24 protein-coding genes are annotated in these 24,006 nt (G+C 70.0%); 10 read left to right on the top strand and 14 right to left on the bottom strand.

The genetic code is table 11. The annotated features are described in order from the left end of the window. Positions 1-138: 138 nt before the first annotated feature. Positions 139-702 (top strand): GNAT family N-acetyltransferase, encoded by a 564-nt coding sequence (locus ACZ63I_RS27010; protein ID WP_469341649.1) that lies wholly within the window; start codon positions 139-141, stop codon positions 700-702. A gap of 15 nt (positions 703-717) precedes the next feature. Here the strand turns inward: ACZ63I_RS27010 and ACZ63I_RS27005 are convergent, their stop codons facing one another. The 6 genes from ACZ63I_RS27005 to ACZ63I_RS26980 form a co-directional block, all read right to left on the bottom strand. Then, positions 718-2,361, bottom strand: a complete 1,644-nt coding sequence (locus ACZ63I_RS27005; RefSeq protein ID WP_469341648.1) for a TraM recognition domain-containing protein — start codon at positions 2,359-2,361, stop codon at positions 718-720. A gap of 1 nt (position 2,362) precedes the next feature. Beyond that, positions 2,363-3,811, bottom strand: coding sequence for an ATP-binding protein (locus ACZ63I_RS27000; RefSeq protein WP_469341647.1), 1,449 nt, complete (start codon positions 3,809-3,811; stop codon positions 2,363-2,365). 32 nt (positions 3,812-3,843) lie between these two features. Further along, positions 3,844-5,397, bottom strand: coding sequence for an SCO6880 family protein (locus ACZ63I_RS26995; RefSeq protein ID WP_469341646.1), 1,554 nt, complete (start codon positions 5,395-5,397; stop codon positions 3,844-3,846). Next, on the bottom strand, positions 5,394-6,800 hold the full coding sequence (locus tag ACZ63I_RS26990) for a hypothetical protein (protein ID WP_469341645.1): 1,407 nt from the start codon (positions 6,798-6,800) through the stop codon (positions 5,394-5,396). Before ACZ63I_RS26990 ends, ACZ63I_RS26995 begins: the two co-directional genes overlap by 4 nt. Beyond that, on the bottom strand, positions 6,790-7,650 hold the full coding sequence (locus tag ACZ63I_RS26985; protein ID WP_469341644.1) for a hypothetical protein: 861 nt from the start codon (positions 7,648-7,650) through the stop codon (positions 6,790-6,792). The genes ACZ63I_RS26990 and ACZ63I_RS26985 overlap by 11 nt, the downstream gene beginning before the upstream one ends. 181 nt (positions 7,651-7,831) lie before the next feature. Further along, positions 7,832-8,140: a hypothetical protein gene (locus ACZ63I_RS26980; protein ID WP_041986745.1), complete on the bottom strand. Its 309-nt coding sequence runs from the start codon at positions 8,138-8,140 to the stop codon at positions 7,832-7,834. A 478-nt stretch (positions 8,141-8,618) separates the two neighbouring features. Between ACZ63I_RS26980 and ACZ63I_RS26975 the strand changes: the two genes are divergently transcribed. The 5 genes from ACZ63I_RS26975 (at position 8,619) to ACZ63I_RS26955 (ending at position 13,597) form a co-directional block, all read left to right on the top strand. Beyond that, complete coding sequence (locus ACZ63I_RS26975) at positions 8,619-9,005, top strand: hypothetical protein (RefSeq protein WP_469341643.1); 387 nt, start codon at positions 8,619-8,621, stop codon at positions 9,003-9,005. After that, the gene (locus ACZ63I_RS26970; RefSeq protein ID WP_469341642.1) at positions 9,002-10,900 is read left to right on the top strand and encodes an alpha/beta hydrolase; all 1,899 of its coding nucleotides are present in this window, start codon (positions 9,002-9,004) and stop codon (positions 10,898-10,900) included. Before ACZ63I_RS26975 ends, ACZ63I_RS26970 begins: the two co-directional genes overlap by 4 nt. After that, the gene (locus tag ACZ63I_RS26965; protein ID WP_469341641.1) at positions 10,897-11,511 is read left to right on the top strand and encodes a hypothetical protein; all 615 of its coding nucleotides are present in this window, start codon (positions 10,897-10,899) and stop codon (positions 11,509-11,511) included. Before ACZ63I_RS26970 ends, ACZ63I_RS26965 begins: the two co-directional genes overlap by 4 nt. 68 nt (positions 11,512-11,579) lie before the next feature. Continuing rightward, complete coding sequence (locus tag ACZ63I_RS26960; protein WP_469341640.1) at positions 11,580-12,602, top strand: NlpC/P60 family protein; 1,023 nt, start codon at positions 11,580-11,582, stop codon at positions 12,600-12,602. A 272-nt stretch (positions 12,603-12,874) separates the two neighbouring features. Beyond that, positions 12,875-13,597 (top strand): phosphatase PAP2 family protein, encoded by a 723-nt coding sequence (locus tag ACZ63I_RS26955; protein WP_469341638.1) that lies wholly within the window; start codon positions 12,875-12,877, stop codon positions 13,595-13,597. Between the two features lie 20 nt (positions 13,598-13,617). Here the strand turns inward: ACZ63I_RS26955 and ACZ63I_RS26950 are convergent, their stop codons facing one another. The 4 genes from ACZ63I_RS26950 to ACZ63I_RS26935 all read right to left on the bottom strand — a co-directional run bounded on the left by ACZ63I_RS26950 (position 13,618) and on the right by ACZ63I_RS26935 (position 17,386). Continuing rightward, positions 13,618-14,283: a sortase domain-containing protein gene (locus ACZ63I_RS26950; protein WP_469341637.1), complete on the bottom strand. Its 666-nt coding sequence runs from the start codon at positions 14,281-14,283 to the stop codon at positions 13,618-13,620. Positions 14,284-14,285: 2 nt separating this feature from the next. Then, positions 14,286-15,257 carry a COG4315 family predicted lipoprotein gene (locus ACZ63I_RS26945; protein WP_469341636.1) on the bottom strand — a complete coding sequence of 324 codons (972 nt, stop codon included), beginning with the start codon at positions 15,255-15,257 and terminating at the stop codon, positions 14,286-14,288. A gap of 110 nt (positions 15,258-15,367) precedes the next feature. Next, positions 15,368-16,984, bottom strand: coding sequence for an FAD-binding oxidoreductase (locus tag ACZ63I_RS26940; RefSeq protein WP_469341634.1), 1,617 nt, complete (start codon positions 16,982-16,984; stop codon positions 15,368-15,370). 213 nt (positions 16,985-17,197) lie between these two features. Further along, positions 17,198-17,386, bottom strand: a complete 189-nt coding sequence (locus tag ACZ63I_RS26935) for a hypothetical protein (protein WP_469341633.1) — start codon at positions 17,384-17,386, stop codon at positions 17,198-17,200. 123 nt (positions 17,387-17,509) lie between these two features. On the opposite strand from ACZ63I_RS26935, the gene ACZ63I_RS26930 reads away from it, so the two are divergent. Then, entirely contained in the window at positions 17,510-18,334 is an 825-nt protein-coding gene (locus ACZ63I_RS26930) for an SCO4651 family lipoprotein (RefSeq protein WP_469341630.1), read from the top strand. Between the two features lie 227 nt (positions 18,335-18,561). Beyond that, complete coding sequence (locus tag ACZ63I_RS26925) at positions 18,562-18,735, top strand: hypothetical protein (RefSeq protein ID WP_469341629.1); 174 nt, start codon at positions 18,562-18,564, stop codon at positions 18,733-18,735. 65 nt (positions 18,736-18,800) lie between these two features. On the opposite strand, the gene ACZ63I_RS26920 is transcribed toward ACZ63I_RS26925, so the two are convergent. Beyond that, a complete protein-coding gene (locus ACZ63I_RS26920; protein WP_469341628.1) occupies positions 18,801-19,157 on the bottom strand; it encodes a metal-sensitive transcriptional regulator in 357 nt (118 codons plus the stop codon). Positions 19,158-19,355: 198 nt separating this feature from the next. On the opposite strand from ACZ63I_RS26920, the gene ACZ63I_RS26915 reads away from it, so the two are divergent. Both ACZ63I_RS26915 and ACZ63I_RS26910 read left to right on the top strand, forming a co-directional pair. Further along, positions 19,356-19,976, top strand: coding sequence for a DUF47 domain-containing protein (locus ACZ63I_RS26915; RefSeq protein WP_040023684.1), 621 nt, complete (start codon positions 19,356-19,358; stop codon positions 19,974-19,976). Between the two features lie 5 nt (positions 19,977-19,981). After that, entirely contained in the window at positions 19,982-20,980 is a 999-nt protein-coding gene (locus ACZ63I_RS26910; RefSeq protein ID WP_469341627.1) for an inorganic phosphate transporter, read from the top strand. A 138-nt stretch (positions 20,981-21,118) separates the two neighbouring features. Here ACZ63I_RS26910 and pstB read toward each other — a convergent pair whose 3' ends face one another. From pstB to pstC, 3 genes are read right to left on the bottom strand one after another with little or no spacing between them, the layout of a single operon-like run. Beyond that, positions 21,119-21,895, bottom strand: a complete 777-nt coding sequence (gene pstB / locus ACZ63I_RS26905; RefSeq protein ID WP_469341625.1) for a phosphate ABC transporter ATP-binding protein PstB — start codon at positions 21,893-21,895, stop codon at positions 21,119-21,121. Between the two features lie 23 nt (positions 21,896-21,918). After that, positions 21,919-23,001, bottom strand: a complete 1,083-nt coding sequence (gene pstA, locus ACZ63I_RS26900; RefSeq protein ID WP_469341623.1) for a phosphate ABC transporter permease PstA — start codon at positions 22,999-23,001, stop codon at positions 21,919-21,921. Continuing rightward, complete coding sequence (pstC, locus tag ACZ63I_RS26895; protein ID WP_469341622.1) at positions 22,998-23,993, bottom strand: phosphate ABC transporter permease subunit PstC; 996 nt, start codon at positions 23,991-23,993, stop codon at positions 22,998-23,000. Before pstC ends, pstA begins: the two co-directional genes overlap by 4 nt. Between the last annotated feature and the right edge of the window lie 13 nt (positions 23,994-24,006).

Raw genomic sequence — 24,006 nt, 5'->3', positions numbered from 1 at the left:
GGGGACCCTGTGGGAGAGTAGGACGCCGCCGAACAATCTTTGGTAAGAACAGGGAAGCCCCTGCACCTCACGGTGCGGGGGCTTTTCTGCGTTCAAAACAAGTTGCCTAGCCGGCCGGTCTGCCCGCACGATCTGTGCATGAACCATGTGATACGGGCGGCTCGTGCCGACGAATGGGCCAAGGCGCGGGAGCTTCGGCTGATCGCGCTCCAGGATCCGGCCGCTCCGGTCGCCTTCCTCGATACGTACGAGAACGCCCTCCAAGAGCCCGACTCGTTCTGGCAGGAGCGCTCCGCGCGAGCCACCGCCCTGCCCGGCGCCCCGGCCGGCCAGTTCATCGCCGAGGCGCCGGACGGCAGTTGGGCCGGCTCGGTGGTCCTGTTGATCGAGGACGCGGGGACGACGGACTTCGGGGGCGTCGAGGTGAAGGAGGCGCAGGGGCTTGTCGTCGGTGTCTTCGTACGGCCCGAGCAGCGCGGCACCGGGCTGATCGGGAAGCTGATCGGCGCCGCCCTGGACTGGGCGTGGTCGGTCGAGGCGCCGAAGCTGGGCCGCGTACTGCTCCATGTCCACCCGGAGAACCTGCGGGCGCAGGGGGCCTATCGGCGGATCGGGTTCGAGCCGACCGGCGGCACCGTCCGGTTCGCGTCTCATTCCTCGGTGGAGGAGCTGGAGCTGGCGATCGCCCGCCCCGAAGACTGACCGTTCACACGCCGCTCACCCAGGGGGCGAAGGCCGGAGTGGCGCCTCGTGGAGCGGCTCCTCGTACGGCAGCTCGTGGTCCGGCCAGCGGTCGCGGCCCTGTTCCCGTGAGCGCAGCAGCGCCAGCGCGGGCAGGCCCTGCGATCTGCCCGTGGCGAGCAGTTCCGGCAGGGACGGCAGCGGGGCGACGGCCGCCACATCGTCCAGGACCAGGGTGAGTGGTGGGTCGAGCCGGCCGTCAGATGACCGTGCGGCCATGCGGCGGCCGTGCTCGACCACGCTTGAGGAGAGTGCCGTGAGCAGGGGCATCGCGCCGGGGCGCGAGCGGGGATCCTCGATCGGCTCGCCCACTACGTAAAGCGTGCCCCCCTCGGCGACGAAAGATTCCAGCGTCAGCGAATCTGTCCGATTCGGCGTGCAGGTCTCGCGGATATGGATCGAGGACAGCGACGACAGTGCCCGTGCCGTCAACTGCTGGGCGATCTCCCGCCGTTGAGGGTGCGCGGTGTACGCGGACTCCAGCAGTCCCGCCAGTCCCGACGCGGCCTTCGCGTGCGTACGCAGGATCCGTACCGCCTCTTGGGCGCTGCCGCCCTGCGCCCATCTGTGTACCTGCTTGAACGGCCGGCCGTCGACCGCCGCCGCGTGCAGCCAGCAGCGCAGCAGGGTCTCCGCCGTGTCGGCCATCGCCGCGTCGATCAGGGCGCGGGGCCGTACGGGGGCCAGCAGCGCCGCCGCGCGGGCGGCCGCGGTCGTGGCGTCGGTGCAGCCGGCTGTCGGCGACCAGTGCAGCCGGGCCGGGGTGTCGCACAGGTGCCCCGGGTCGTACACGAGGACCGGCCCGAGCTTCGCCCGCGCGTCCTTGGTCTCGGCCCATACGGTCGGGTCGGACGTGACGACGAGCGCCGGGCCTTCGGCGTCCCGGATGGCCTGTATGGCTGCCGGGCGGCGGGTGTGCCGGTCGCCGTAGCGCACCTGCGGGGCAGCGCGCGGCGCGGGGACGGCCGCAGGGACGGCGGCGATGACGATCCGCTCGGGTTCGGCGGCGGGGGGCTGTTGCTGTACGTGCTGTTCCTGGACCGGCATCGGCTGGACCGGCATCGGTTGGACCGGCGGCTGAGGCGGTGCCTGGGTCGGCACAGGGGCCGGTACGGGCGCCGGAGGCATCTGCCGCTCCACACCCGTGCCCTGTCCCCCGCCCGCGCCGGCCGCCGGGCCCCCGGGGTGCTCCGGGTACTGCGGATACTCCGTGTACTCCGGGTACTGCTTCCGCCGCTTCCGTACCAGCCGCCAGCGCGTCAGTACCCCCATGGCGAAGACCGTCAGCACGGTCAGCACCATGAGCTGGCTGATCAGCAGCCCCCAGAACAGCCCGTATCCGGAGAGCTGCGCGGGCGGCGTGGCCGGCCAGGCGCCCGCCACGTCGTGCGGCTTCGTCACCAGTTCGCGCAGCGCCAGCGGCGTCCGGCCGAAGGTCACCCCGTCCGGCCAGCCGCCGTGCGAGAAGAGCCCGGCGAGACCGGTCGACGTCCAGACGAGGATCGTCAGGCCGAGCAGGAAGGCGAGCAGCGCCAGCAGCAGGCCGTCGGGGATGCCCCCCTGCCGGCCCGAGCCTGCGCCCGCACCGGCGCCTGACGGTCGGTCGTCGCGGGCCGGCATGTCACGCCACCGTCGACTCGGAGGACTCGTTGAACTGGCGTTGCCGCTCCATCAGGGCCGCCCGCTGTTCCGCCTCCCACTCGGCGGCCTGTACGTCGGCGGGCAGTCCGCCGCCGGCTTCCAGCGCGTCGGCCGCGTCGGACGCCTCCGAGTTCTCCGTCATGGCCCGGTCGGTGAAGACCAGGGGGCGTTCGGCCTCCGTCACCAGGTGTTTGACGACCTGGACGTTGCCGTTGACGTCCCAGACGGCGATGCCGGGGGTGAGCGTCGGGATGATCTCCACGGCCCACCGCGGCAGCCCGAGCACCCGGCCGGTGGCTCTCGCCTCGTCGGCCTTCTGGGCGTAGATCGTTCGGGTCGAGGCCATCTTGAGGATGGCCGCGGCTTCCCGCGCGGCGGCTCCGTCGACGACGTCCGAGAGATGGTGGACGACGGCGACGAACGAGAGGCCGAGCCGCCGGCCGAACTTCAGCAGCCGCTGGAAGAGCTGGGCGACGAAGGGGGAGTTGATGATGTGCCAGGCCTCCTCGACCAGGAAGATGCGCTTCCTGCGGTCGGGGCGGATCCAGGTGTGCTCCAGCCAGACGCCGACGATCGCCATCAGGATCGGCATCGCGATCGAGTTGCGGTCGATGTGCGAGAGGTCGAAGACGATCAGCGGCGCGTCGAGGTCGATGCCGACGGTCGTCGGGCCGTCGAACATGCCGCGCAGGTCGCCGTCGACCAGGCGGTCGAGGACGAGGGCGACGTCCAGGCCCCAGGCCCGTACGTCGTCTATGTCGACGTTCATCGCCTCGGCGGACTCGGGCTCGGGGTGGCGGAGCTGGTCGACGATGTCCATCAGGACCGGCTGGCGCTCCACGATGGTCTCGTTGACGTAGGCGTGCGCGACCTTGAGCGCGAAGCCGGAGCGCTCGTCCAGGCCGTGGCCCATGGCGACTTCGATGATGGTGCGGAGCAGGGCGAGCTGGCCGGTCGTGGTGATGGCGGGGTCGAGCGGGTTGAGCCGGATCCCGTCGTCCAGGGCGGCCATGGCGTCGAGACGGATGGGGGTTATGCCGAGCTGGCGAGCGATCAGGGCCCATTCGCCCGCGCCGTCCTCGCCCTGGGCGTCGAGGACGACGACCTGGCGGTCGCGGAAGCGGAGCTGGCGCAGGACGTACGTCTTCTCCAGCGCCGACTTGCCGTTGCCGGACTCGCCGAGCACCAGCCAGTGCGGGGCGGGGAGCTGCTGCCCGTAGAGCTGGAAGGGGTCGTAGATGTAGCCCTTCCCGCTGTAGACCTCGCGGCCGATGATCACCCCGGAGTCGCCGAGGCCGGGTGCGGCGGTGGGCAGGTAGATGGCCTGCGCCTGGCCCGTCGAGGTGCGGACGGGCAGCCGGGTCGTCTCCACAGCTCCGAAGAGGAAGCTGGTGAAGGCGTCCGTGACGATGGACAGCGGATCTCGCATCACAGGCCCCTTTCTCGGCAGTCGGCCATCGGTTAGCGGCGGATGCCGGTCGCGAACGGCAAGGTGTTCACAAAGGCCCGGTGGTGTTCGCGGTCGCACCACTCCAGCTTCAGATACGACTTGCCGGCCGAGGCCCTGATCGTCCTTTTGTCCCTGGCCAGGGCGTCGGGGTTACGGGACGACACAGTGATGTACCCGACGAGGTTGACGCCGGCCGCACCGCTGGCGAGATCTTCACCCCGCTGGTCCATCCGGCCGTGGGCCGCCATGTCGCGCGGGTCGACCGTGCGGTTCATCTTGGCCTGGCGGTTGCGCTCGGCCTCGTCGTTCGTCTTCTCCGTCAGCATCCGCTCGATGGCGATCTCGGTGGGTTCGAGATCCATCGTGACGGAGACGGTGCGGATGACGTCGGGGGTGTGGACGAGCAGCGGGGCGAGGAAGTTGACGCCGACCGGGGTCATCGGCCATTCCTTGACCCAGGCCGTGGAGTGGCACCAGGGCTGGCGGGTCGACGACTCGCGGGTCTTGGCCTGGAGGTACGTCGGTTCCATCGCGTCCAGCTCGGCCGGCCAGGCGTTTCGTTTCGTCATGGCCTGGATGTGGTCGATGGGGTGGTCCGGGTCGTACATGGAGTGGACGAGGGAGGCGAGCCTGCCCTGGCCGAGGGGCTGGCGTACCCGGATGTCGGCCTCGGCGAGGCGGGCGCAGATGTCGGTCAGCTCGCGGGCCATGACGACGGCGAGTCCCGCGTCGTTGTCGAGCTTCTTCGGGCCGCCGGCCTGCCGGGCGGCGCGGGCCATGGTCTGGGCCTCGGCGGCGAGTTCGCGGGTGAAGTGCATGCAGGCGACGAGGTACGCGCGGTGCTGCTCGCTGGAGGTGGAGACCATCGACTGGAGCTGGTCGTACGACTCCTGGAGCCAGCCGGGGGAGGCGGCGTCGCCGCGCTGGGCGACGTCCTTGGCGTGGGCGTCGGGGTCGGCGGGGAGCGTGCGGGCGAGCATCTGGAGGCGGGTGACGAAGCCGTCGCCGTTGGCGACGTGCTTGAGGAGGGTGCCGAAGCGGTCGACGAGGGCTTCCTGGTCCTCGCTGTCGCGCAGTCCGACGCCGGGGCCCTCGATCTCGATGGCGGCGGTGACGGTACGGCGGTCGGCGTGGAGCAGGACGGCGATCTCGTCGGGGCCGAAGGGCGCGGCGAGCCAGTTGATCCGGCCGATGCCGGGCGGCGGGCCGACCTCGACCTCGCGGCCGTCGATGTGCGTGCCGGACTCCATGGCGGCGGAGCGGTAGGTGGTGCCGTTGCGCAGGGTGCGTTTGAAGCTGCGGTTGATCTCGAACCACTTGTAGAACGTGCGGTGCTTGTACGGCACGTACACCGCGGCGAGCGCGATGAGCGGGAAGCCCATGAGCGTGACGATCCGCAGCGGCAGGACGGGCACCAGGAGACCGCACATCATGCCGAGGAACGCGCCGCCGATGATGAGCGCGATCTCGCCGGTCTCGCGGTTCTTGCCGACGATCGCGTTCGGCCGGGCGCGGCCGACGAGATACGTACGGCGGGGCGCGATGGGTTGGGCCTGGGTCGTCAACGCCCGCCACCTCCTGTGCTCTTGTTACCTGGACCGCCGGGGCCGCCGCTGTGGCGGGCGCTGTGCGGGGTGCCGCTGGTCGGGCTGCTGCTGCGGGGCGGGGGTGCGGCGGAGGGGACATGTCCGCCGCCCGACCCGCCCCCGGACTGACCCCCGGACTGGGGCGTACGGGAACTGTGCGCGGCGACGCCGCCGGCGAGTGAATTCCCCGACCGGCCGCCGCCGCCCCCTCCACCGCCGCCTCCGCCGTCGCCGTTGTTGCGGCTGCTGTGGGTCTTGATGCCCTGGGAGACGAGGGCGGCGGGGGAGCTGATGAGGGCCGCGGCCTGGGAGCCGTCGGTGGCCTGCTTGCGGTTGGTGCGTGACGAGGCGATCTCGTCGCCGAAGCCGGGCACGAAGCGGTAGATCATCGCGGAGGCGAAGATCGCGAGGAGGATTATGGCGAGTCCGGAGACGACGGCGGAGAAGCTGTCGGGGCCCTTGTCGGAGGAGAGCGCGCCGGCGAGGCCGAGTACGACGACGATCACGGGCTTCACCATGATCACGGCGATCATGATGCCGGCCCAGCGGCGGACGTGGCCCCACATGTTCTTGTCGACGAGCCCGGCGTAGACGACGGTGCCGAGGAGCGCGCCGACGTACAGCAGGGCGGCTCTGATGACCAGTTCGAGCCAGAGGACGCCGGCGGCGAGGATCGACACCAGCGAGACGACGATGAGCATGATCGGCCCGCCGCCGATGTCGTCGCCCTTCTTGAGGGCGTCGGCGAAGCCGCCGAAGAAGACGTCGGTGTGGCCGCCGGTGGAGCTGGAGATGACCTGCGTGACGCTGTCGGTCGCCGAGACGACGGTGTAGAGGATCAGCGGCGTGAAGGCGGAGGCGAGGACGGTCAGCCAGAGGAACCCGATGGCCTCGGAGAGCGCGGTGGACAGCGGCACCCCGCGAATGGCCCGCTTGGCGACGGCGAGCAGCCACAGGACGAGCGTGAGCACGGTGGAGGCGGCGAACACGACGGCGTACTGCCGGAGGAACGCGGGGTTGGTGAAGTCGACGTTGGCGGTGGAGGTGACGGCGTCGCTGAGCTTGCCGATGATCCAGGAGGCGGCGTCGGCGCAGCCTTTGGCGAGGGAGGAGAGGGGGTCGAGGGCGGTGTCCGCGTTCGGTGGCCCGCCGCCGCCGGGGGTCGACGGGTCGTCCTCGCAGTACTCCCTGGCCATCCCCTTGATGAGGTCGCAGGTGTCTTTGCTGGCGGTGGGCGAGGGGCTGGGAGACGGTGCTGCGGCGGCTCGGGCGGCGAGCAGGAACAAGGACGCCTGCACGCCGGTGAGCGTGAGGAGGAGCGAGCGCGCGAAGCGCCGTGGGCCGCTGCCGGTGATGCCGGTCAGGCCGGTGCTACCGGGCATAGGTGAAGCCTCCGTATCCCTGGACAGCCTTCGCGATGTCGCCCGCGGAGGAAGCGCGGTTGTCGCCGCTGACCGGCGTGGGGCCGTCGACCTGGCTGGAGGACGAGATCTTCCAGTCGTTGCCGAGCCACTTGAGCTTCTCCGTGAGGGTGAACCACGTCTCGGTCACGGGCTTGGTCGACGCGGTGCCGGCGAGTCCCACGAGACCGGTCGACCACACCTCGACGGTGGCCATGTCGCCGTTCAGCTCGGTGACCTTGGTGCCGACGGGGATCGTCCGGGACACGAAGGTGAGCCCGGGGGGTGTGCTGCCGTCCTCGTTGAGACCGATGTTCTTGAAGAAGGCCGCTGAGTAGGCCTGGTCGAGGCTGCTGAGGAGGCTGTTCACGGTCGCCGGGTCGTACGTGGCGGTGACGATGTCCCGCCGGGAGGCGGGGTTGAACATGCCGTCCGAGCCCAGGGCCACCGCGTAGTTGGCCGCCGCGCTCGCCGCGCCCTGTTCGTCCTTCGCGAAGCCCGCCGGGATCGCCCCGTTCGTGCCGTTCGCCCCCGTGACCGGCTTCACGCCCGAGGCCGCCGTCGGGTCGGCCGCCGCGCCCTTGGCGCCGGCGGACGGCGTCTTGTCGTCCCCGCCGCCGCGATTCGCGAAAGCGATCGCCGCGATGAGGACGACGACGACCCCGACCACTGTGACCAGCGAGCGCGAAGCGCGCGCGGGCCGGCGCCCGCCGCCGTACGCGTCGCCGCCGCGGCCGTCGGGCAGGCGGGTGCGCGTCTGCCCGGAGCCGCCGAAGCCGTCGTCGGCGCGGTTCGCGTCGCCGCCGTAACCCTGCTCGTCACCGAAGCTCATGCCGCGTGTGCTCCCTCGACCGATTGCGGTGCCTCGTAGTACGACGGTAGCCGTCCTGGTTCCCGCGCGGGCGGGGTGTGGTGACTGGACATCAGGGAGACGCAACCTCAGCCGGTGGGCGCGAAGGACGGGTGGTGTCGGTGGCGGGGCGGGGGATGGGACGGGGGGATCGGACGGGTGGTCAGACGGCCATCCCGTACACGATGGTGAACAGCGTGCCGAGCGAGCCGATGATGAAGACGCCGGTCAGTCCGGCGACGATCAACCCCTTGCCCTGCTCGGCGCTGAACGTGTCCCTCAGTGCTGTCGCGCCGATCCGCTGCTTCGCCGCGCCCCAGATCGCGATACCGAGGCAGAGGAGAATGGCAACGGCCATCACGACCTCGATCATCACCTTGGCTTCGTTCCCGAGACTGCCGAACGGACCCCAGTTCGGGGCGATGCCACCGATGATGGTGGAGATGTCGCCCTTGTCGGCCGCCAGGTACATGTAACTCACCACCCCTGTTGGGTTGTTCACTGCCCGTGCCGCACGGCATGGGTCACGCTCTATCTTCGCTGATGGAACCGGCCTCGTATGCCGCTTGGCGGGTCTCTTTACCCGATCCCCGCACATATGACCGACCGCAGTGCTCTGACCTGGCGCGGACCGGTGTATGTGAGGACGCGCATGGTGACTCTGTGTATCACGGTGCGTGACTCCGGGCAATGACTGTCGTTGTTCCACCTTGGCGCAAGATCACTCGGCACGACGGGTGGTGACGGTCCGTCGGTTGGTCCGCCCACCGTACGGGTGAACCTCACGAAGGGTGCCGCGCCGCCCGCCCGTCCGTCGAACGGCCCATCACATGGGCGAATATGCCCGCCGCGGAGGGTCTCCAGTCCCGGTCCGCCGCCGGCCGGCCCGGCATGTCATCGGTTCGGGCTTTGGGAGGGTGCCGCCGGAACCGGAAGAACGGGGCGAGGGCATGACGGCGCATTCGGATACGGGCAAGTGGCGATCGCTGATCGAGGAGGCGGGGCTGGGGGCGGCCGGCAGTGGCCCCTCTCTGCGGCACAGCGCGGGGCCGTGGACCAGCGCGGCGGGCGCGGCGGAGGCGCTGCGTACGGACCTCGGGCGGGTACGGGAGGACTTCGCGGCGGCGCACGACGGTCTGACGGCGGGTACGGCGGGCCTGGGCGTCGCGGCGGTGCTGGGGGCGGTACGGGGGTCGTGGGAGCGGCGCGTCGAGCGGGCGATGGGGGAGTGCGGCGGGCTCTCGGCCGGCCTGCGGGCGGTGGCGAGGGACCAGGGTGAGATCGAGACGGCGATCAGGTCGTCGTTCGGGCGGCTGGCGCCGGGGGACGGCCGGTGACGCCGGACTGCGCGGGAGGTCTGACGCTGGCCCAGTTACGGACGCTGGACTGCGCGGAGCTGGAGGGCGCGGCCGACGGCTGGGGCAGGGCGAGCAACCGCGCGGACGCGGCGCGGGACCGTATCGACAAGCAGGTCCTGGTCGGGCTGGCGACCACGCAGGAGGGCGCGGCGGCGCAGGCGGCGGTGGCGCGGCTGCGGGTGCTGAGCCGGGACTTCCAGTACATCTACACGGAGTGCGGCCTGGTCCGTACGACGCTGAACAGCTTCGCGAACGAGCTGAGGGCGCCGCAGCGGGAGCTGCGCCGGGCGCTGGACGACGCGGACGGCCTGCGGTTCAGCGTGCACGAGGACGGGTCGGTGAGCTACCCGCCGGCGGGCGAACCGACGCTGACGGCGCAGCGGCCGCCGGGCGGCACGAGCGCGGGCCGGCTGCTGCGCCCGCCGGACCTGGGGCCGGCGCCGTCGCCGCCGTCGCCGTCGGCGCTGCCGGGCCCGTCGGGCCTGAACCCGAACGCGGCGAAGGCCCAGGAGATCGCGGACCGCATCGCGCGTGCGCTGTTCGAAGCGCGGGACATCGACAGCCGGTACACGCGCACGCTGCGAAAACTGACGGCCCAGGAGGGCCTGGGGGTCACGTCGGCGACGTGGACGGATACGTACGGGGACGCGGCCGCGGTCCGGGGCCTGGCGGACGAGTACCTGAGCGACGCGATCCCGGCGGACAAGTCCCCGGCGGCCCGCAAGGCCTGGTGGGAGGGGCTGACCCAGGAGGCCCGCGAGGAATACCTGGCGGTCTTCCCGGACCGGATCGGCAACCTGGACGGCATCCCGTCGGACGTACGCGACGCGGCGAACCGCGACAACCTCCAACTCCTGATCGGAAAACTCACGGCCCAGGATGACGCGGAGTCGCGCACGCGCCTGGAGGGCCTACGGGAAATCGACCGCCAGCTCAGGTCGGTGGACCCGAGGGTGCCGCCGATGTATTTGCTGGGAATCGGAGACGAGGGGAACGGCCGGGCGATCGTGGCGTACGGGAATCCGGATACGGCGAGGAATGTATCGGCGTATGTACCGGGCTTGGGGACGGCGCTGGACAAAGGGTTCGCGGTGAATGACCTCGCGAGGGCACGGGAGACGGCTGTTGGGGCACGCGAGTATGACCCTTCCAGTGCGTCGATCGTGTGGCTCGGATACGACGCACCGCAGCTTTCCGCCGATGACATCACGGGCAACTCGGATGTCATGTTCGCGGACCGCGCGGTGACCGGAGCAACCGCGTACAACGAATTCATGGCCGGCATCTCGGCAACGAACCAGGCGGAAGACCCTCACGTGACAGCGATCGGGCATTCGTACGGGTCGCTCACCGTTGGTCAGGCGGCGCAGCGGCACGGCGGCATTCCGGGCGCTGACGACATTGTTCTGGTCGGGAGCCCAGGCACCGGAGCCAAGACTGCGGACGAGCTGGGGGTCGGACGCCATCACGTATTCGTCGGTGCGGCGGACAACGACCCGGTCACGGCGATGCCGGCCAAGATCGAAGGGCGTGGCATGGCGCAGGGTGCGATGGGCGGCGCAATGATCGGCAGTGTCGTGGGCGGCCCCGTGGGGGCCGGTGTCGGAGGTGTCCTGGGAGGCGCGACAGCCTTCCTCGCGCAAGACGCACAGGCCGACGACCGCGAGCTCTGGTACGGGACGGACCCAGCGCATGCGGCCTTCGGCGCGCAACGTTTCCGGGTGGGGGATGGGCCGCGCCCCATCGCTGACATGGGCGGCTTTGACGCGCACTCGGGGTACTTCGAGGAAAAGAAGGACGAGGAATCTGCTCAGAACATCGCGAAGATCGTAGCTGGCCAGAGCCACAAGATCAGTACTCAGGAGCCCCGATGAAAGCCGTGCGCCTCGTTGTCGCAATCCTCCTGCTAGTCATGGTGGAAGGATGCGGGGGGAATCCGGACGCAGATAAGGTTGAAAAGGACAGGCGTGGCATGAATATGCAGGCGGCAGCCGAAAAAGCGGACATGATCATGCAGCAGACGCTCTCCGGAGTTACGCCGGAACTACGCTGGACCCACGGGCCGTCGAATGAAAGCTCGTGCACCGACTTCAAGAATGATTCGCAGGGAACTGGTTCGGTGAAGCGTCGCATCGCAGTCATGACCGTCGTCTCAGAAGTGAGGCGCGGAAGTCTGCTCGGTGTCGTGGAGCGCAACTGGAAGAGGCACGGATTCCGGATCACGAGCGTAGATAACGACAAGGACTTGCCAGCGATTTTTGCGTCAACACCGGAAGACTTCCGGATGCGCGTCGCCGTAGGCGGCCGCGGGCAGTTCTTTCTCTCCGTCACCACCCCCTGCTTCCGCGAATCGCCCGTCTCCGCCCCGGCGACCCCGCCGAACACGCCCGACCGGGCCGGTGAGTACCCGCAACCACCAGACGTGCACGACGACTTTTGGTCATCCAGCGAACCTCTTGCGTCGTCCTCGCCCGCCACCCCCTGATCCCTCCCCTCCCCGCCTACACTGGCCCCTGACAGTCGTGGTGTCCCTCTCCCGAAGGGCGTTTGACGGTGCGTAAGGCCTGGCTCGTCGCGGGGGCGCTTGGTGGGGTCGGGGTTACGTTCGTCGGGGTTCTCGTCGTCGGGACCTTTGCCGCCGCCTCCGGGATCGCCGGGGCCGGGGGTGGGGGGGCTGTCGGGTTGGCCAAGGGGGCTGTGCCCGCCGCGTACCGGACGCTCGTCCAGCGGGCCGGCGAAACCTGTCCCGCCGTCAACTCCGCGCTGATCGCCGCGCAGATCTATCAGGAGAGCGGCTGGAACCCCTCCGCGCAGTCCCCCGCCAACGCCCGCGGCATCGGGCAGTTCATCCCCGGCACCTGGGACGCGCACGCCGTCGACGGGGACGGGGACGGCGACAAGGACATCTGGGATCCCGCCGACGGGATCATGTCCGCCGCCTCCTACGACTGCGAGTTGGCGAGCTACGTCAAGGACGTCCCCGGCGACGTCACCGACAACATGCTCGCCGCGTACAACGCGGGGGCGTACGCCGTCATCAAGTACCGCGGGGTTCCGCCGTACAAGGAGACGCAGAACTACGTCAAGACCATCCGCACCCTCGCCAAGAGCTTCACCGCGCCCGCCGGGCGGATACTGCCGTCGCAACAGGCCGCGGGTGCCATCGAGTTCGCGCAGCAGAAGCTCGGGACGCCCTATCTGTGGGGTGGGAACGGCACGCCCGAGCAGGGCGGGCGGTTCGACTGCTCCGGGCTGACGCAGGCCGCGTACCGCAGCGTCGGGATCGAGCTGCCGCGCGTCGCGAACGATCAGTACAACGCCGGTGAGCATCCCGCACGCAATGAGCTGTTGCCCGGTGATCTCGTCTTCTTCTCGGACGATCTCAACAATTCCCGGGCCATTCACCACGTCGGCATGTACGTCGGCGGCGGATACATGATCGACGCTCCTTACACCGGCGCGGTGATCAGGTTCGACAAGATCGACTCCCCGGATTATTTCGGCGCGACGCGAGTTACCGACGACGGCGCGAAATCGCTGCCCACCGACCTGCCGAAGAGCCGGTCAGCGGCCTGACGCCGATCGCGGCGCGGACCGCGCCGACCCGGTCCGATGGCTGGAACTCTCCGTCGGGCGCGGGTCCTGAACTGCGACGACGTGTCACTCTTCGATAACGTCATGGTGATCTTTCGGTGGAGTGCGGAACGTAGACGGTGAGTGGGCCGTTCCCTGGACTGTGACTGCGGTACTGATCACGCAGCACGTCTCGTACTGACCACGGGGGTTGGTAGAAGCGACGCACGAGGAAGTGCGGTCGCAGCGGGCAACAAGGCAAGGGGCCGCAGCAGATGGCTGGACTCGTACTGGATGGGTCGAACCCCGACGTCAGTCTGCTTTACGACATCAACGGACTCGCGAAGGACGCCCCTTCGTGGTTCGACCGCGTCATGGAATTCGTCGGCGAATACGGCATTCTTCTCGGGCTCGTGCTCGTCGTGCTCTGGAGCTGGTGGAGTGTGCGCAGGCGCGGCACGGCCGGGGACTCCGTCTCGGGTGTCGCCGGGCTCGTCTGGGCGCCGCTCGCCGCCGGTGTCGCCCTGCTCGTCAACATCCCCATCCGGGACTTCGTCGGGCGCAACAGGCCGTTCGTCGACCACAAGGGCCTGGACGTCCTCGTCGCGGGCAAGGACGACTTCTCGTTCGTCAGCGACCACGCCACGATGGCGATGGCGATCGGCGTCGGGATCTTCATCGTCCACCGCAAGTTCGGGCTCGTCGCGATCGGCCTCGCGCTGCTCGAAGGGTTCTGCCGCGTCTACATGGGGGTGCACTACCCGACGGACGTGATCGGCGGGTTCGCCCTCGGCACGGCCGTCACGCTGCTGCTCACGCCCGTCGCGCTCGCGCTGCTCACCCCGCTGATGTCGGCGGTCTCCCGGTCGGGCCTCGCGGGCTGGTTCGTACGCTCCCGCTCCGCCCGCGCCGCGGACGCGGCGGCGCTCACCGCGGGCGGTACGCGCGCGCTGGACATCCCCGAGCCCCGGCCCGACGACAACAACCTCGCCGCCTGACCGCCGCCAGCCCCTGCCCGTCAGCCTTCTGGGGCGGTCTGTACGGCGCTGACCACCACGTTCGAGTCCCAGTGGCCCTGCGCGTCGATCACGCCGCCGCAGGTGATCAGCCGTAGCTGCGGCTGAGCCACGGGCCCGTACACCCGGGCCGTCGGGAACCGCCGCGTCCGGTAGGTCTCGACGGACGTCACCCGGAACGGCAGCCGCCGCCCGTCGCCCAGCTCCGCCTCGATCCTGGCCCCTTCGTGCAACCGGCCGATCTTGGCGAAGACGCCCTTCCTGAGGTGGTTGCCGCCGATGCGCCTGCCGTGCTCGTACTCGTTGGCGGGGGCGTCCCGGTGGCCGACCAGCACAGCGGGGCCGCGCTGGCCGGGGCGCGGGCCCAGGGCGTACCAGCCGACCCGCATCGGGTTGCGGAACCCCGGCACCTCCAGCGCGCCCGTCGCGTCGAGCCCCAGCGGCAGGATGTCCGCGTCGACACCGAGCGACGGGATGTGCAGCCGTACCGGCACGGAGTGCGCGTCCGTCACCCGGATCTGCCGCGGTTCGGCCGCCGACTGCGCCGGTGCCTGCGGCGGCGCGGGGCGCGGGGCGAGAAGCTGGAGCAGTACGGCGGCCACGGCGCACAGACCGGCGACGGCCAGCAGCACCTTTATCGCGGTGTCCGCGGGCGCCGTCGCCTTCACGGTCAGTGGTCCCCGCCCGCGGCTCGGCGCTGGAGCCGGCGGATGACGAGCAGCGAGCCCGCCGCCGCTGCCGCCGTGGCGCCGATCGCGAGGGACAGCTCGGCGGGACCCGTCGGGGCCGAGGCGTCGGCCGCCTGCGCCGGATGGTCGGCGCCGCCGCGCGCGGCGCCGGACGGCGTCACCTGGACCGCCCCCACCACCGCGGAGGCCGACCCCGGCGGGGAGGCGATGCCGGATGCGACTCCCGTCGCGGTTCCCGACGACGGCATGGTGGACCGGGTGGCGGACGGGGTCCGGGAGGACGTCGCGGTCGGCCGGGGAGTCGCCGCCGGGTGGGAAGTCGCCGGGTGGGAAGTCGCCGCCGGGCGGCGCGATGCCGTCGTGGAGGCCGTCGCCGCCGGTCGGCGGGATGCCGAGGCCGTCGCCGTCGCCCGCGGCGTCGAGGACCGCGTCGCCCTCCCCGTCACCTCCGACTTCGGCCGCGACGTCGACGAGATCGTCTCCCCGGTCCCCGGCTCGGCCGCCGGGAGCGGCGAGCCGTCCGGGGCGATCAGGCTGAAGCCCGCCACGTGCTGGCCCTGCGGGTGCTTCGGCTCGTCGTTCCGGTAGTAGTACAGCGGGTGCTGGTCGTAGATCACCTGCGGCAGCCGGGTGCCCGGCACGAGCCGCTTCGTCTGCCCGGTGTCCCCCGTCACCCCGCGTGCCTTCGTCGGGAAGCCCACGGCGGCCGGCCAGGTCTTCGCGCACGTGCCCGTACAGCCGGACACATCGGGTTTGTCGGCCTTCCGCAGATACAGCGGGTTGCCCTTCTCGTCCGCCAGGGCCGCGCCGCTCGCGGTGTTGATGAGCGTCAGCTCGCGCGGCTTCGTCGGCCGGTCGACGGCGGTGGCCGCCGTACCGGTCGCGAGACCGAGGGCGAGCAGCAGAGCGGTGGTGACGACGACTGCGGCAGACCGGGGTCCGTAACGGTGCATGCATACAGGCCACCGGCAGCCGGTCCTTCCGGCCACTTCGGTGGGCCGTACGGGCTACCGGAGCGGCCGGGTCCGCAGCGCTGCGGCGACCGCGTCCGCGGCGACCGCCGTTACAGCGCCTGCGGGAAGTCGAACAGCCGGTCCGGGTCGTACTGCTTCTTCAGCGTCGTCAGCCGCCCCGCCGCCGAGCCGTAGTACGCGCTGCGCCAGTCCTTCAGCGTCGGGTCGATGTAGTTCTGGTACGCGGCGCCCGACGCGTACCGGCGCATCGCGCCGTGCGCGCCCTTCAGCCAGCCCTGCTGGGCCGAGCCCGAGGTGCCCTGCTGCCAGGAGCCGATGTACTGCGCCAGCATCCGCGAGCGCCGGTGGACGAAGGCCGTGGCCGACGGGTCGACGCGGTTGACCGCGCCGCCGAGCGCCGTGAGGGCGACGGAGCCGCTGCCGCCGCCCTGGCTCGTCGGGATCTTGGTGAAGTCCTCCACGGCGGATATGAGGGCCTGCCGGCCCGCCGGGGACAGCGAGCGGTCGTAGAAGTCCGACGCCGCCGCGTACGTCTCGCGGTGCAGCCCGCCCTGCTTGCTGCGGCCCGGGGTGCTGCCGGGGAGCTTGCACTGTTCGGCGGTGAGGCCCGAGCAGCCCGCGTACACCTGCATCGCGTCCTCGTAGCCGCGCGGCTTGATCGAGACGGAACTCGCGGGGCCAGGCCCGCCGGGGCCGTCGGCGAGCCGGTCGACCGCGTTGTGCAGCCCGGCCTCGTCGCCGAGCGAGAAGACCGAGAGGGAGAGGGTGGGGGTGACACCGCCGGGGCCCGCGTCCAGGTGCAGCGACGACCAGATCTCGTCCGGCTGCTCGGGGCCCCACTCCTGCCAGGCGGCGAGCAGGGTGTCGGCCTTCGACCAGGGCCAGTTCATGAAGCCCGCGATGCCCTCGGGGGCCGGGTGGGTGTCGAAGCGCAGCTCGGTGACGACGCCGAAGTTGCCGTTGCCCGCGCCGCGCAGCGCCCAGAAGAGGTCCTTGTTCTCGTCGGCGTCGGCGGTCAGCCGCCGGCCGTCGGCCGTGATGAGGGTTGCGGACGTCAGGCTGTCGCAGGTGAGGCCGTACGCGCGGGCGGTGACGCCGTGGCCGCCGCCGAGGGCCAGTCCCGCGACGCCCACGGTGGGGCAGGACCCGGCCGGGATCGTCCGGCCGTGGTCGGCCATGGCCCGGTAGACGTCGGAGAGTTTGGCGCCGGCGCCGACCGTGCCGTCGCCGGCTCCGTCGAGCGAGTTGAGCTTCGATATGTCGATCACGAGCCGGCCGTTGCCGCTCGACCAGCCCGCGTACGAATGGCCGCCGCCGCGTATGGAGACCGGTGTGCGGTGCGTACGGGCGAAGGCCAGGCACTCCTTGATGTCGCCCTCGCCCGTGACGTAGGCGACGGCCGCGGGCTTCAGGTTGTCGAAGCGCGTGTTGTAGAGCTGGCGCGCCGTGGCGTAGTCGGCGTCCCCGGGGCGTACGAGTTCGCCGTCGAGCCCCTTGGCCAGCGCGCCCCAACTCGGCGCGCCCGGCGAAGCGCTCGCCGAAGCGGCGCCGCCGGCCGGCCCGGTGCCGCCCGACGGGGAGCCGCCCGGGGAGTCACCGCCCTTCCCGGCAGTCGCGTCGTCGGGGGAGCAGGCGCTCAGCGCGCCGGTGGCGGCGAGCGCCGCCGCCGCGCCGAGCAGCGTACGGCGTTGGACGGTACGAACCATGGGACGGCCTTCCGAGCGGGCGGCGAACCGGCGAACCGGGGGACCTGGGCGGTCCTCCCCGGAGCGGGACGATCCCCGGGAGCCGCCGGGTTCCGTGGACGAGGTGAAGAGGTGACAAAGGAGGGTGGCAAAGCGCGACAAAGGGACAAGGGGCGCGCGGCGCACGGGTCCTGCGTGCGTCGCGCCTCTTGCGGGTGTCCCGGCTTCGCCGTCTCAGTCCTGCGTGACCTGCGGCTGTTCCTCGATGTGGGCCTGCGCGTCCCTGCGGGCGAGGTCGCGTGATCTTCGGGCGGGGCCGGCCCAGCCGCAGGCGCAGCGGGCGGTGCAGAACGAACCGCGCTCGACGGTCGACGTGGTGTGGGGGGACGCGGTCTGGGCTTCGGAGATGCCTTGCTCGCACACGCCTCCACCGTACCGGGGTCGCCTCGCCGGGTGGTCCGGCGTGACGGGCGACGCCGGGCGTCGTTATCCGGAACGGGTGGAGTTTCGGACAAGCAGCGGTAAGGCGTTGGGGGTTGGCAGGCGATGGCGGTGCGGCAGCACGGACACAGGGGTGTGGCCCTGGCGGCGGTGACCATGGCCGGGGTCGTCGCGACGACCGGCGGATGCACGACGGGCGCGGGCGCGGCGGCCGACGACCGTCCGGGCGCCGACCCGGGGGCGGTGCGCAAGGCGGCCGATGTGCTGCTCGCCTCGGGGAGTGCCAAGGCCCGTACGTCGATGGAGATGGCGGCCGGCGGCACCCGGGTGACCATCAGGGGCGAGGGCGGGTACGACTTCGGCCGCAGGCGCGGCCGGCTCACCGTGACGCTGCCCAAGGACCCGGCGGGCGCGAGTGAGCACCGGCCGATCACCGAACTGCTGTCGCCCGGCGTGCTGTACATGAAGAACCGCGGCGCGGGGGTGCCCGCCGACAAATGGGTCAGGGTCGATTCGACCGCGCTGGCCGACGGAAATCTGGTCACCGGCGGGGTGACCGATCCGCTCGCCGCCGCCGAACTGCTGCGTACCGCTCGCGATGTGAGCTTCGTCGCCGAGCAGGATCTGGCCGGCACGCGGGTGTGGCACTACCGGGGTGTGACGGAGATCGGGCAGGCGGCGAAGGTGGCGTCGGCCGGGACGCGGGCGGCGCTGGCCGCCGCGGCGAAAGGGTTCGCCAAGGACGTCGTCCCGTTCGACGCGTATCTCGACGCGGCGGGACGGCTGCGCAAGGTGCGGCACCGCTTCAGCTATGTCAACGAGGGGAAGACGGTGGTGGTCTCGTCGACGACGCTCCTCTTCGGCTTCGGGACGCCGGTGACGGTGGCGCTGCCGCCCGGCGCCGACATCTTCGCCGGGAAGGTCACGTAGCGGTACGTACCGTTCAGGTAGCGGGATCTTCGCCCGCAAGCACGGCCAACCGGCGGCAAATAGTGGCAAAAGCGGGTAATCGGGGTATCAGGGCCTCTCGGTGACCGGAAATCCTCCAAGATCGTGGCGGAAATGGTCCGGACGTGCCATGCGCGGGGAGTGTCGTGCTCCCTACGCTGGGAAGCCGACACCGGCAGGAAGACACCGGCAGGAAGAGGTGATAGCACGTGGCTCCGTTGCCTACCGCGACAGTCCAGGACCACGTGGCCCTCGCCGAGATCGAGTTGTGCGGAGAGTTGATGATCGCGGCGTCCGCCGCCGACGAGGACCGGCTCAGCCCTGACCGTATCGACGAGGTGCTGAACGTCGCGGCCGAGAGTGGCCGCGAGTCGTCAGAGTGACCCGAGTGGTCATGTGACCATCCGACGCAGGGGTGCGGCTCGCTGCGCCCCTGCGCCCGACGCTCTCAGGTACGCAGCAGCCGGGCGATCGCCTTCGTCGCTTCCTCGACCTTCGCGTCGATCTCCTCGCCGCCCCGTACGGCGGCGTCCGCGACGCAGTGCCGCAGGTGCTCCTCCAGGAGCTGGAGCGCGAAGGACTGCAGGGCCTTGGTCGAGGCCGAGACCTGGGTGAGTATGTCGATGCAGTAGACGTCCTCGTCGACGAGCCGCTGCAGACCGCGGATCTGGCCCTCGATCCGGCGCAGCCGCTTGAGGTGCTCGTCCTTCTGCTGGTGGTATCCGTGCACCGCGTGACCGGTTTCACCCTCCGTCGCGGAGGGCGCTTCGCCGGCCGTCGAACCGGCCGCTTCGGTGGTCGTCATCGCGTCCTCCTGTGGGGTGGCTGGCTGAGATCTTTCGGTGTCCGAAACGGGGGTATATACCCCAGGTAGGTATATGATACCCCGTCGGCAACCTGGTGGCAGGGGGCCTGTTCGGATGGTGTTTCCTGATGAGCGACACTGGGGGCGCACTCATCTAGCATCAGCCTGACCGAATTCCATGTAACCCGAGGACCCCAGGTGCGATTTCGTCTGACCCCAAGGGAGACGAGCTTCTACGACATGTTTTCCGCCTCCGCGGACAACATCGTCACGGGCTCCAAGCTCCTCATGGAACTCCTCGGGGCGGATTCCTCCGCCAGAGCCGAGATCGCGGAGCGGATGCGGGCGGCGGAGCACGCGGGGGACGACGCCACCCACGCGATCTTCCATCAGCTCAACTCCTCCTTCATCACGCCGTTCGACCGCGAGGACATCTACAACCTGGCCTCGCAGCTCGACGACATCATGGACTTCATGGAGGAGGCGGTCGATCTCGTCGTCCTCTACAACGTCGAAGAGCTGCCGAAGGGCGTCGAGCAGCAGATCGAGGTGCTGGCCAGGGCCGCGGATCTCACCGCCGAGGCCATGCCGCACCTGCGCACGATGAACAACCTCACCGAGTACTGGATCGAGGTCAACCGCCTGGAGAACCAGGCTGACCAGATCCACCGCAAGCTGCTGGCCCATCTCTTCAACGGCAAGTACGACGCGATGGAGGTGCTCAAGCTCAAGCAGATCGTCGATGTGCTCGAGGAGGCCGCCGACGCGTTCGAGCACGTCGCGAACACGGTGGAGACGATCACGGTCAAGGAGTCCTGACCCACGTGGACACCTTCGCTCTGATCGTGACCATCGGTGTCGCGCTCGGTTTCACCTACACCAATGGCTTCCACGACTCGGCGAACGCGATCGCGACCTCGGTGTCCACCCGTGCGCTGACTCCTCGTGCCGCTCTGGCCATGGCCGCCGTGATGAATCTCGCGGGCGCGTTCCTCGGGCAGGGAGTCGCCAAGACCGTCAGCGAGGGGCTGATCGACACGCCCTCCGGCGACAAGGGGATGGGCATCCTCTTCGCCGCGCTGGTCGGCGCGGTCGTCTGGAACCTCGGGACCTGGTACTTCGGCCTGCCGTCCTCGTCCTCGCACGCCCTGTTCGGCGGGCTGGTCGGTGCCGCGCTGGCCGGTGGCAGCGATGTCATCTGGTCCGGGGTGGTCGAGAAAGTCGTCGTGCCCATGTTCCTCTCCCCGATCGTCGGCCTCGTCGTAGGCTATTTGATCATGGTCGGGATCATGTGGCTGTTCCGCAGGTCGAACCCGCACAAGACGAAGCGCGGCTTCCGGATAGCCCAGACCGTCTCGGCCGCCGCCATGGCGCTCGGCCACGGTCTCCAGGACGCCCAGAAGACGATGGGTGTCGTGATGATGGCCCTGGTCATCTCCGGCTCCGAGAACTTCAGCGACCCGATCCCGGTCTGGGTGAAGGTCGTCTGCGCGCTGATGCTGTCGCTCGGCACGTACGCGGGCGGCTGGCGCATCATGCGCACGCTCGGCCGCAAGATCATCGAGCTGGACCCGCCGCAGGGGTTCGCCGCCGAGACGACGGGCGCCGCGATCCTGTACTCGACGTCCTACATCTTCCAGGCGCCGGTCTCCACGACCCATGTGATCACCTCGGCGATCATGGGTGTCGGGGCGACGAAGCGGGTGAACGCCGTGCGGTGGGGCGTCGCGAAGAACATCATCCTCGGCTGGTTCATCACGATGCCGGCGGCGGCCGTGGTCGCGGCGGTCAGCTTCTGGATCGTGAACGCCGCCTTCGGCTGAGCCGGCGCCGTACACGTACCTCCGCGCCTGAACGTATGTGGGCCCGCCCCCTGGGAGAGGGGGCGGGCCCTTTCGTCATGCGGTGGCACCGCCATGCAGCACCGCAGACGGCTTGCCGACCGATCGGATCTGTTCGAACTATCCGAAGCGGCCGGAGATGTAGTCCTCCGTCGCCGGCACGGACGGGTTGGAGAATATCCGCTCGGTTTCGTCTATCTCGATGAGCTTGCCGGGCTGGCCGACCGCCGACAGGTTGAAGAAGGCCGTACGGTCCGAGACGCGGGCCGCCTGCTGCATGTTGTGCGTCACGATGACGATCGTGAAGCGCTCCTTCAACTCACCGACCAGGTCCTCGATCGCGAGCGTCGAGATCGGGTCCAGCGCGGAGCACGGCTCGTCCATCAGCAGCACGTCCGGCTCGACCGCGATGGCGCGGGCGATGCACAGGCGCTGCTGCTGACCGCCGGAGAGACCGGAACCCGGCTTGTTCAGCCGGTCCTTGACCTCGTTCCAGAGGTTGGCGCTCTTCAGGGACTTCTCGACGATGTTCGAGAGCTCCTGCTTGCCGTAGCGGCCGTTCAGCCGCAGCCCCGCAGCGACGTTGTCGAAGATCGACATCGTCGGGAACGGGTTGGGCCGCTGGAACACCATGCCGACCGTACGGCGCACGGCGACCGGGTCGACGGTCGACGCGTACAGGTTCTCGTCGTCCAGCAGCACCTTGCCCTCGACCCGCCCGCCGGGCGTGACCTCGTGCATCCGGTTGAGCGTGCGCAGGAACGTGGACTTGCCGCAGCCGGACGGGCCGATGAAGGCCGTCACCGAGCGGGGCTCCACGGTCATCGAGATGTCGTCGATCGCCCGGTGGCTGCCGTAGTACGCGGAGAGTCCGCTGACGTCGATTCGCTTGGCCATGTCAATCACTTCTTTCCGTGGCCTCAGCGGCCGGTCTTCGGGGCCTTCCAGCGGGCGATACCGCGGGCGACGAGGTTCAGGATCATGACGAACGCGATCAGCACCAGCGCCGCGCCCCAGGCACGGTCGTAGCTGGCCGGGTTGCCGTAGCGGTACTGCTCGTAGATGTAGAAGGGCAGCGACGACTGGGCACCCTCGAACGGGTTCGTGTTGATGAACTGGCTGCCGAACACGAGCAGGATGATCGGCGCCGTCTCACCGGCGATACGCGCGACGGCCAGCATGACACCGGTGGTGATACCGCCGATCGCGGTCGGCAGGACCACCTTCAGGATCATCCGCCACTTCGGCACGCCCAGGGCGAGCGCCGCCTCACGCAGCTCGTTCGGTACGAGCTTGAGCATCTCCTCGGTGGAGCGGACCACCACGGGGATCATCAGGATCGTCAGCGCGAGCGAGCCCTCAAGGCCGGAAGGCCCCGCCTTGATGATCAGGACGATCGACAGGATGAACAGACCGGCGACGATCGACGGGATACCCGTCATGACGTCCACGAAGAACGTGACGGCCCTGGCCAGCGCGCCCTTGCCGTACTCGACCAGGTAGACCGCGGTCAGCAGCCCGATCGGCACGGCGATTACGGTGGCGATACCGACCTGCTCCAGCGTGCCGATGATGGCGTGGTAGACACCGCCACCCGCCTCGGTGTTGATGACCCCGCCCATGGAGTGGGTCAGGAAGTTCCCGTCGAGGACCTTCACCCCGCGCTTGATCGTCGTGTAGAGCAGCGAGAACAGCGGGATCACGGCGAGGATGAAGCACACCCAGACGATGCTGGTGGCGAGCCGGTCCTTGGCCTGGCGCTTGTTCTCGACGGCGGTCGTGACGACGTACGAGATGACGATGAAGGCGATGACGGCGATCAGGCCCCACTGGACCTTGCTGTCAAGACCGGCGCCCGCGCCGGCGGCCACGCCGACGACGATCCCGGCGGCGGCGAAGCCCGCCCCTGCCCAGCGCGGCAGCCGGCGCGCGCTCATGCTGTTCTCGCCGTGGTCCGGCGGGGGAACGGGAGAGGGCTTGTCCTGTACGGCTGTGTCGCTCATGCGTTGGCCCCCGAGTACTCCTTGCGGCGGGCGATGATCAGCCGGGCGCCGCCGTTCACCAGCAGAGTGAGGACGAAGAGGACCAGGCCGGAGGCGATCAGGGCGTCCCGCCCGAACTCGTTGGCCTCGTCGAACTTCGCCGCGATGTTCTGGGCGAACGTACCGCCGCCCGGGTCGAGCAGGTGGAGCGACATCAGATAGCTGGGCGACAGGACCGTCGCGACGGCCATCGTCTCGCCGAGCGCGCGGCCGAGGCCCAGCATCGAGGCGGAGATGATGCCGGAGCGGCCGAAGGGGAGCACGGAGAGCCGGATGACTTCCCAGCGGGTCGCGCCCAGCGCGAGGGCCGCCTCTTCGTTCATCCGCGGCACCTGGAGGAAGACCTCGCGGCTGACGCTGGTGACGATCGGCAGGATCATGATCGCCAGCAGGATGCCGACGGTGAACATGTTCCTGGCGACGCCGGGCTGCGTCTGGTCGAAGATGTACGTCCAGGCGAAGTAGTGGTCGAGCCAGAGGTTCAGGCCCTCAAGGTAGGGCACCAGGACGATCGCACCCCAGATGCCGTAGATGATGCTGGGAACCGCGGCGAGCAGGTCCACGACGTAGGCGATCGGCGTCGCGAGCTTGCGGGGCGCGTAGTGCGAGATGAACAGGGCGATACCGACGGCGATCGGCACCGCGATGATCATCGCGACGATCGAGCTGACGATCGTGCCGACCAGCAGGACCGCGATGCCGAACACGGGCGGGGTGAGCCCGGTGTTCCATTCGAAGGTGGTGAGGAAGTTTCCGTGGTCGCCCGAGATGGCGATGGCTGCCCGGTAGGTCAGGAAGCCGGCGATGGACGCCATGACGACGAGCAGCAGGATGCCCGAGCCCCTGGAGAGGCCCGAGAAGACTTTGTCGCCCGCCCGGCCGGTCGAGGTGCCCGAGGGCCGGTTGACGGGCGGCGCCGGCGGGGGCGTGTCTATCGGTGTGGTGGTAGCCATGGTCTTTCCGGTC

The organism is Streptomyces sp. NPDC087906, assembly GCF_055584925.1.
Note: the sequence above shows the minus strand (reverse complement) of the source record. Positions and strands in the feature narration are given on the sequence as shown.

Bases quoted from the DNA above. Each gene is read 5' to 3' on its own strand.
- ACZ63I_RS26955 (WP_469341638.1), top strand. From the start codon at position 12,875: ATGGCTGGACTCGTACTGGATGGGTCGAACCCCGACGTCAGTCTGCTT.
- ACZ63I_RS26975 (WP_469341643.1), top strand. From the start codon at position 8,619: ATGACGGCGCATTCGGATACGGGCAAGTGGCGATCGCTGATCGAGGAG.
- pstB (WP_469341625.1), bottom strand. From the start codon at position 21,895: ATGGCCAAGCGAATCGACGTCAGCGGACTCTCCGCGTACTACGGCAGC.
- ACZ63I_RS26945 (WP_469341636.1), bottom strand. From the start codon at position 15,257: ATGCACCGTTACGGACCCCGGTCTGCCGCAGTCGTCGTCACCACCGCT.
- ACZ63I_RS26980 (WP_041986745.1), bottom strand. From the start codon at position 8,140: ATGTACCTGGCGGCCGACAAGGGCGACATCTCCACCATCATCGGTGGC.
- ACZ63I_RS26965 (WP_469341641.1), top strand. From the start codon at position 10,897: ATGAAAGCCGTGCGCCTCGTTGTCGCAATCCTCCTGCTAGTCATGGTG.
- ACZ63I_RS26985 (WP_469341644.1), bottom strand. From the start codon at position 7,650: ATGAGCTTCGGTGACGAGCAGGGTTACGGCGGCGACGCGAACCGCGCC.
- ACZ63I_RS26930 (WP_469341630.1), top strand. From the start codon at position 17,510: ATGGCGGTGCGGCAGCACGGACACAGGGGTGTGGCCCTGGCGGCGGTG.
- ACZ63I_RS27005 (WP_469341648.1), bottom strand. From the start codon at position 2,361: ATGCCGGCCCGCGACGACCGACCGTCAGGCGCCGGTGCGGGCGCAGGC.
- ACZ63I_RS26920 (WP_469341628.1), bottom strand. From the start codon at position 19,157: ATGACGACCACCGAAGCGGCCGGTTCGACGGCCGGCGAAGCGCCCTCC.
- ACZ63I_RS27000 (WP_469341647.1), bottom strand. From the start codon at position 3,811: ATGCGAGATCCGCTGTCCATCGTCACGGACGCCTTCACCAGCTTCCTC.
- pstA (WP_469341623.1), bottom strand. From the start codon at position 23,001: ATGAGCGACACAGCCGTACAGGACAAGCCCTCTCCCGTTCCCCCGCCG.
- ACZ63I_RS26990 (WP_469341645.1), bottom strand. From the start codon at position 6,800: ATGCCCGGTAGCACCGGCCTGACCGGCATCACCGGCAGCGGCCCACGG.
- ACZ63I_RS26940 (WP_469341634.1), bottom strand. From the start codon at position 16,984: ATGGTTCGTACCGTCCAACGCCGTACGCTGCTCGGCGCGGCGGCGGCG.
- ACZ63I_RS27010 (WP_469341649.1), top strand. From the start codon at position 139: ATGAACCATGTGATACGGGCGGCTCGTGCCGACGAATGGGCCAAGGCG.
- pstC (WP_469341622.1), bottom strand. From the start codon at position 23,993: ATGGCTACCACCACACCGATAGACACGCCCCCGCCGGCGCCGCCCGTC.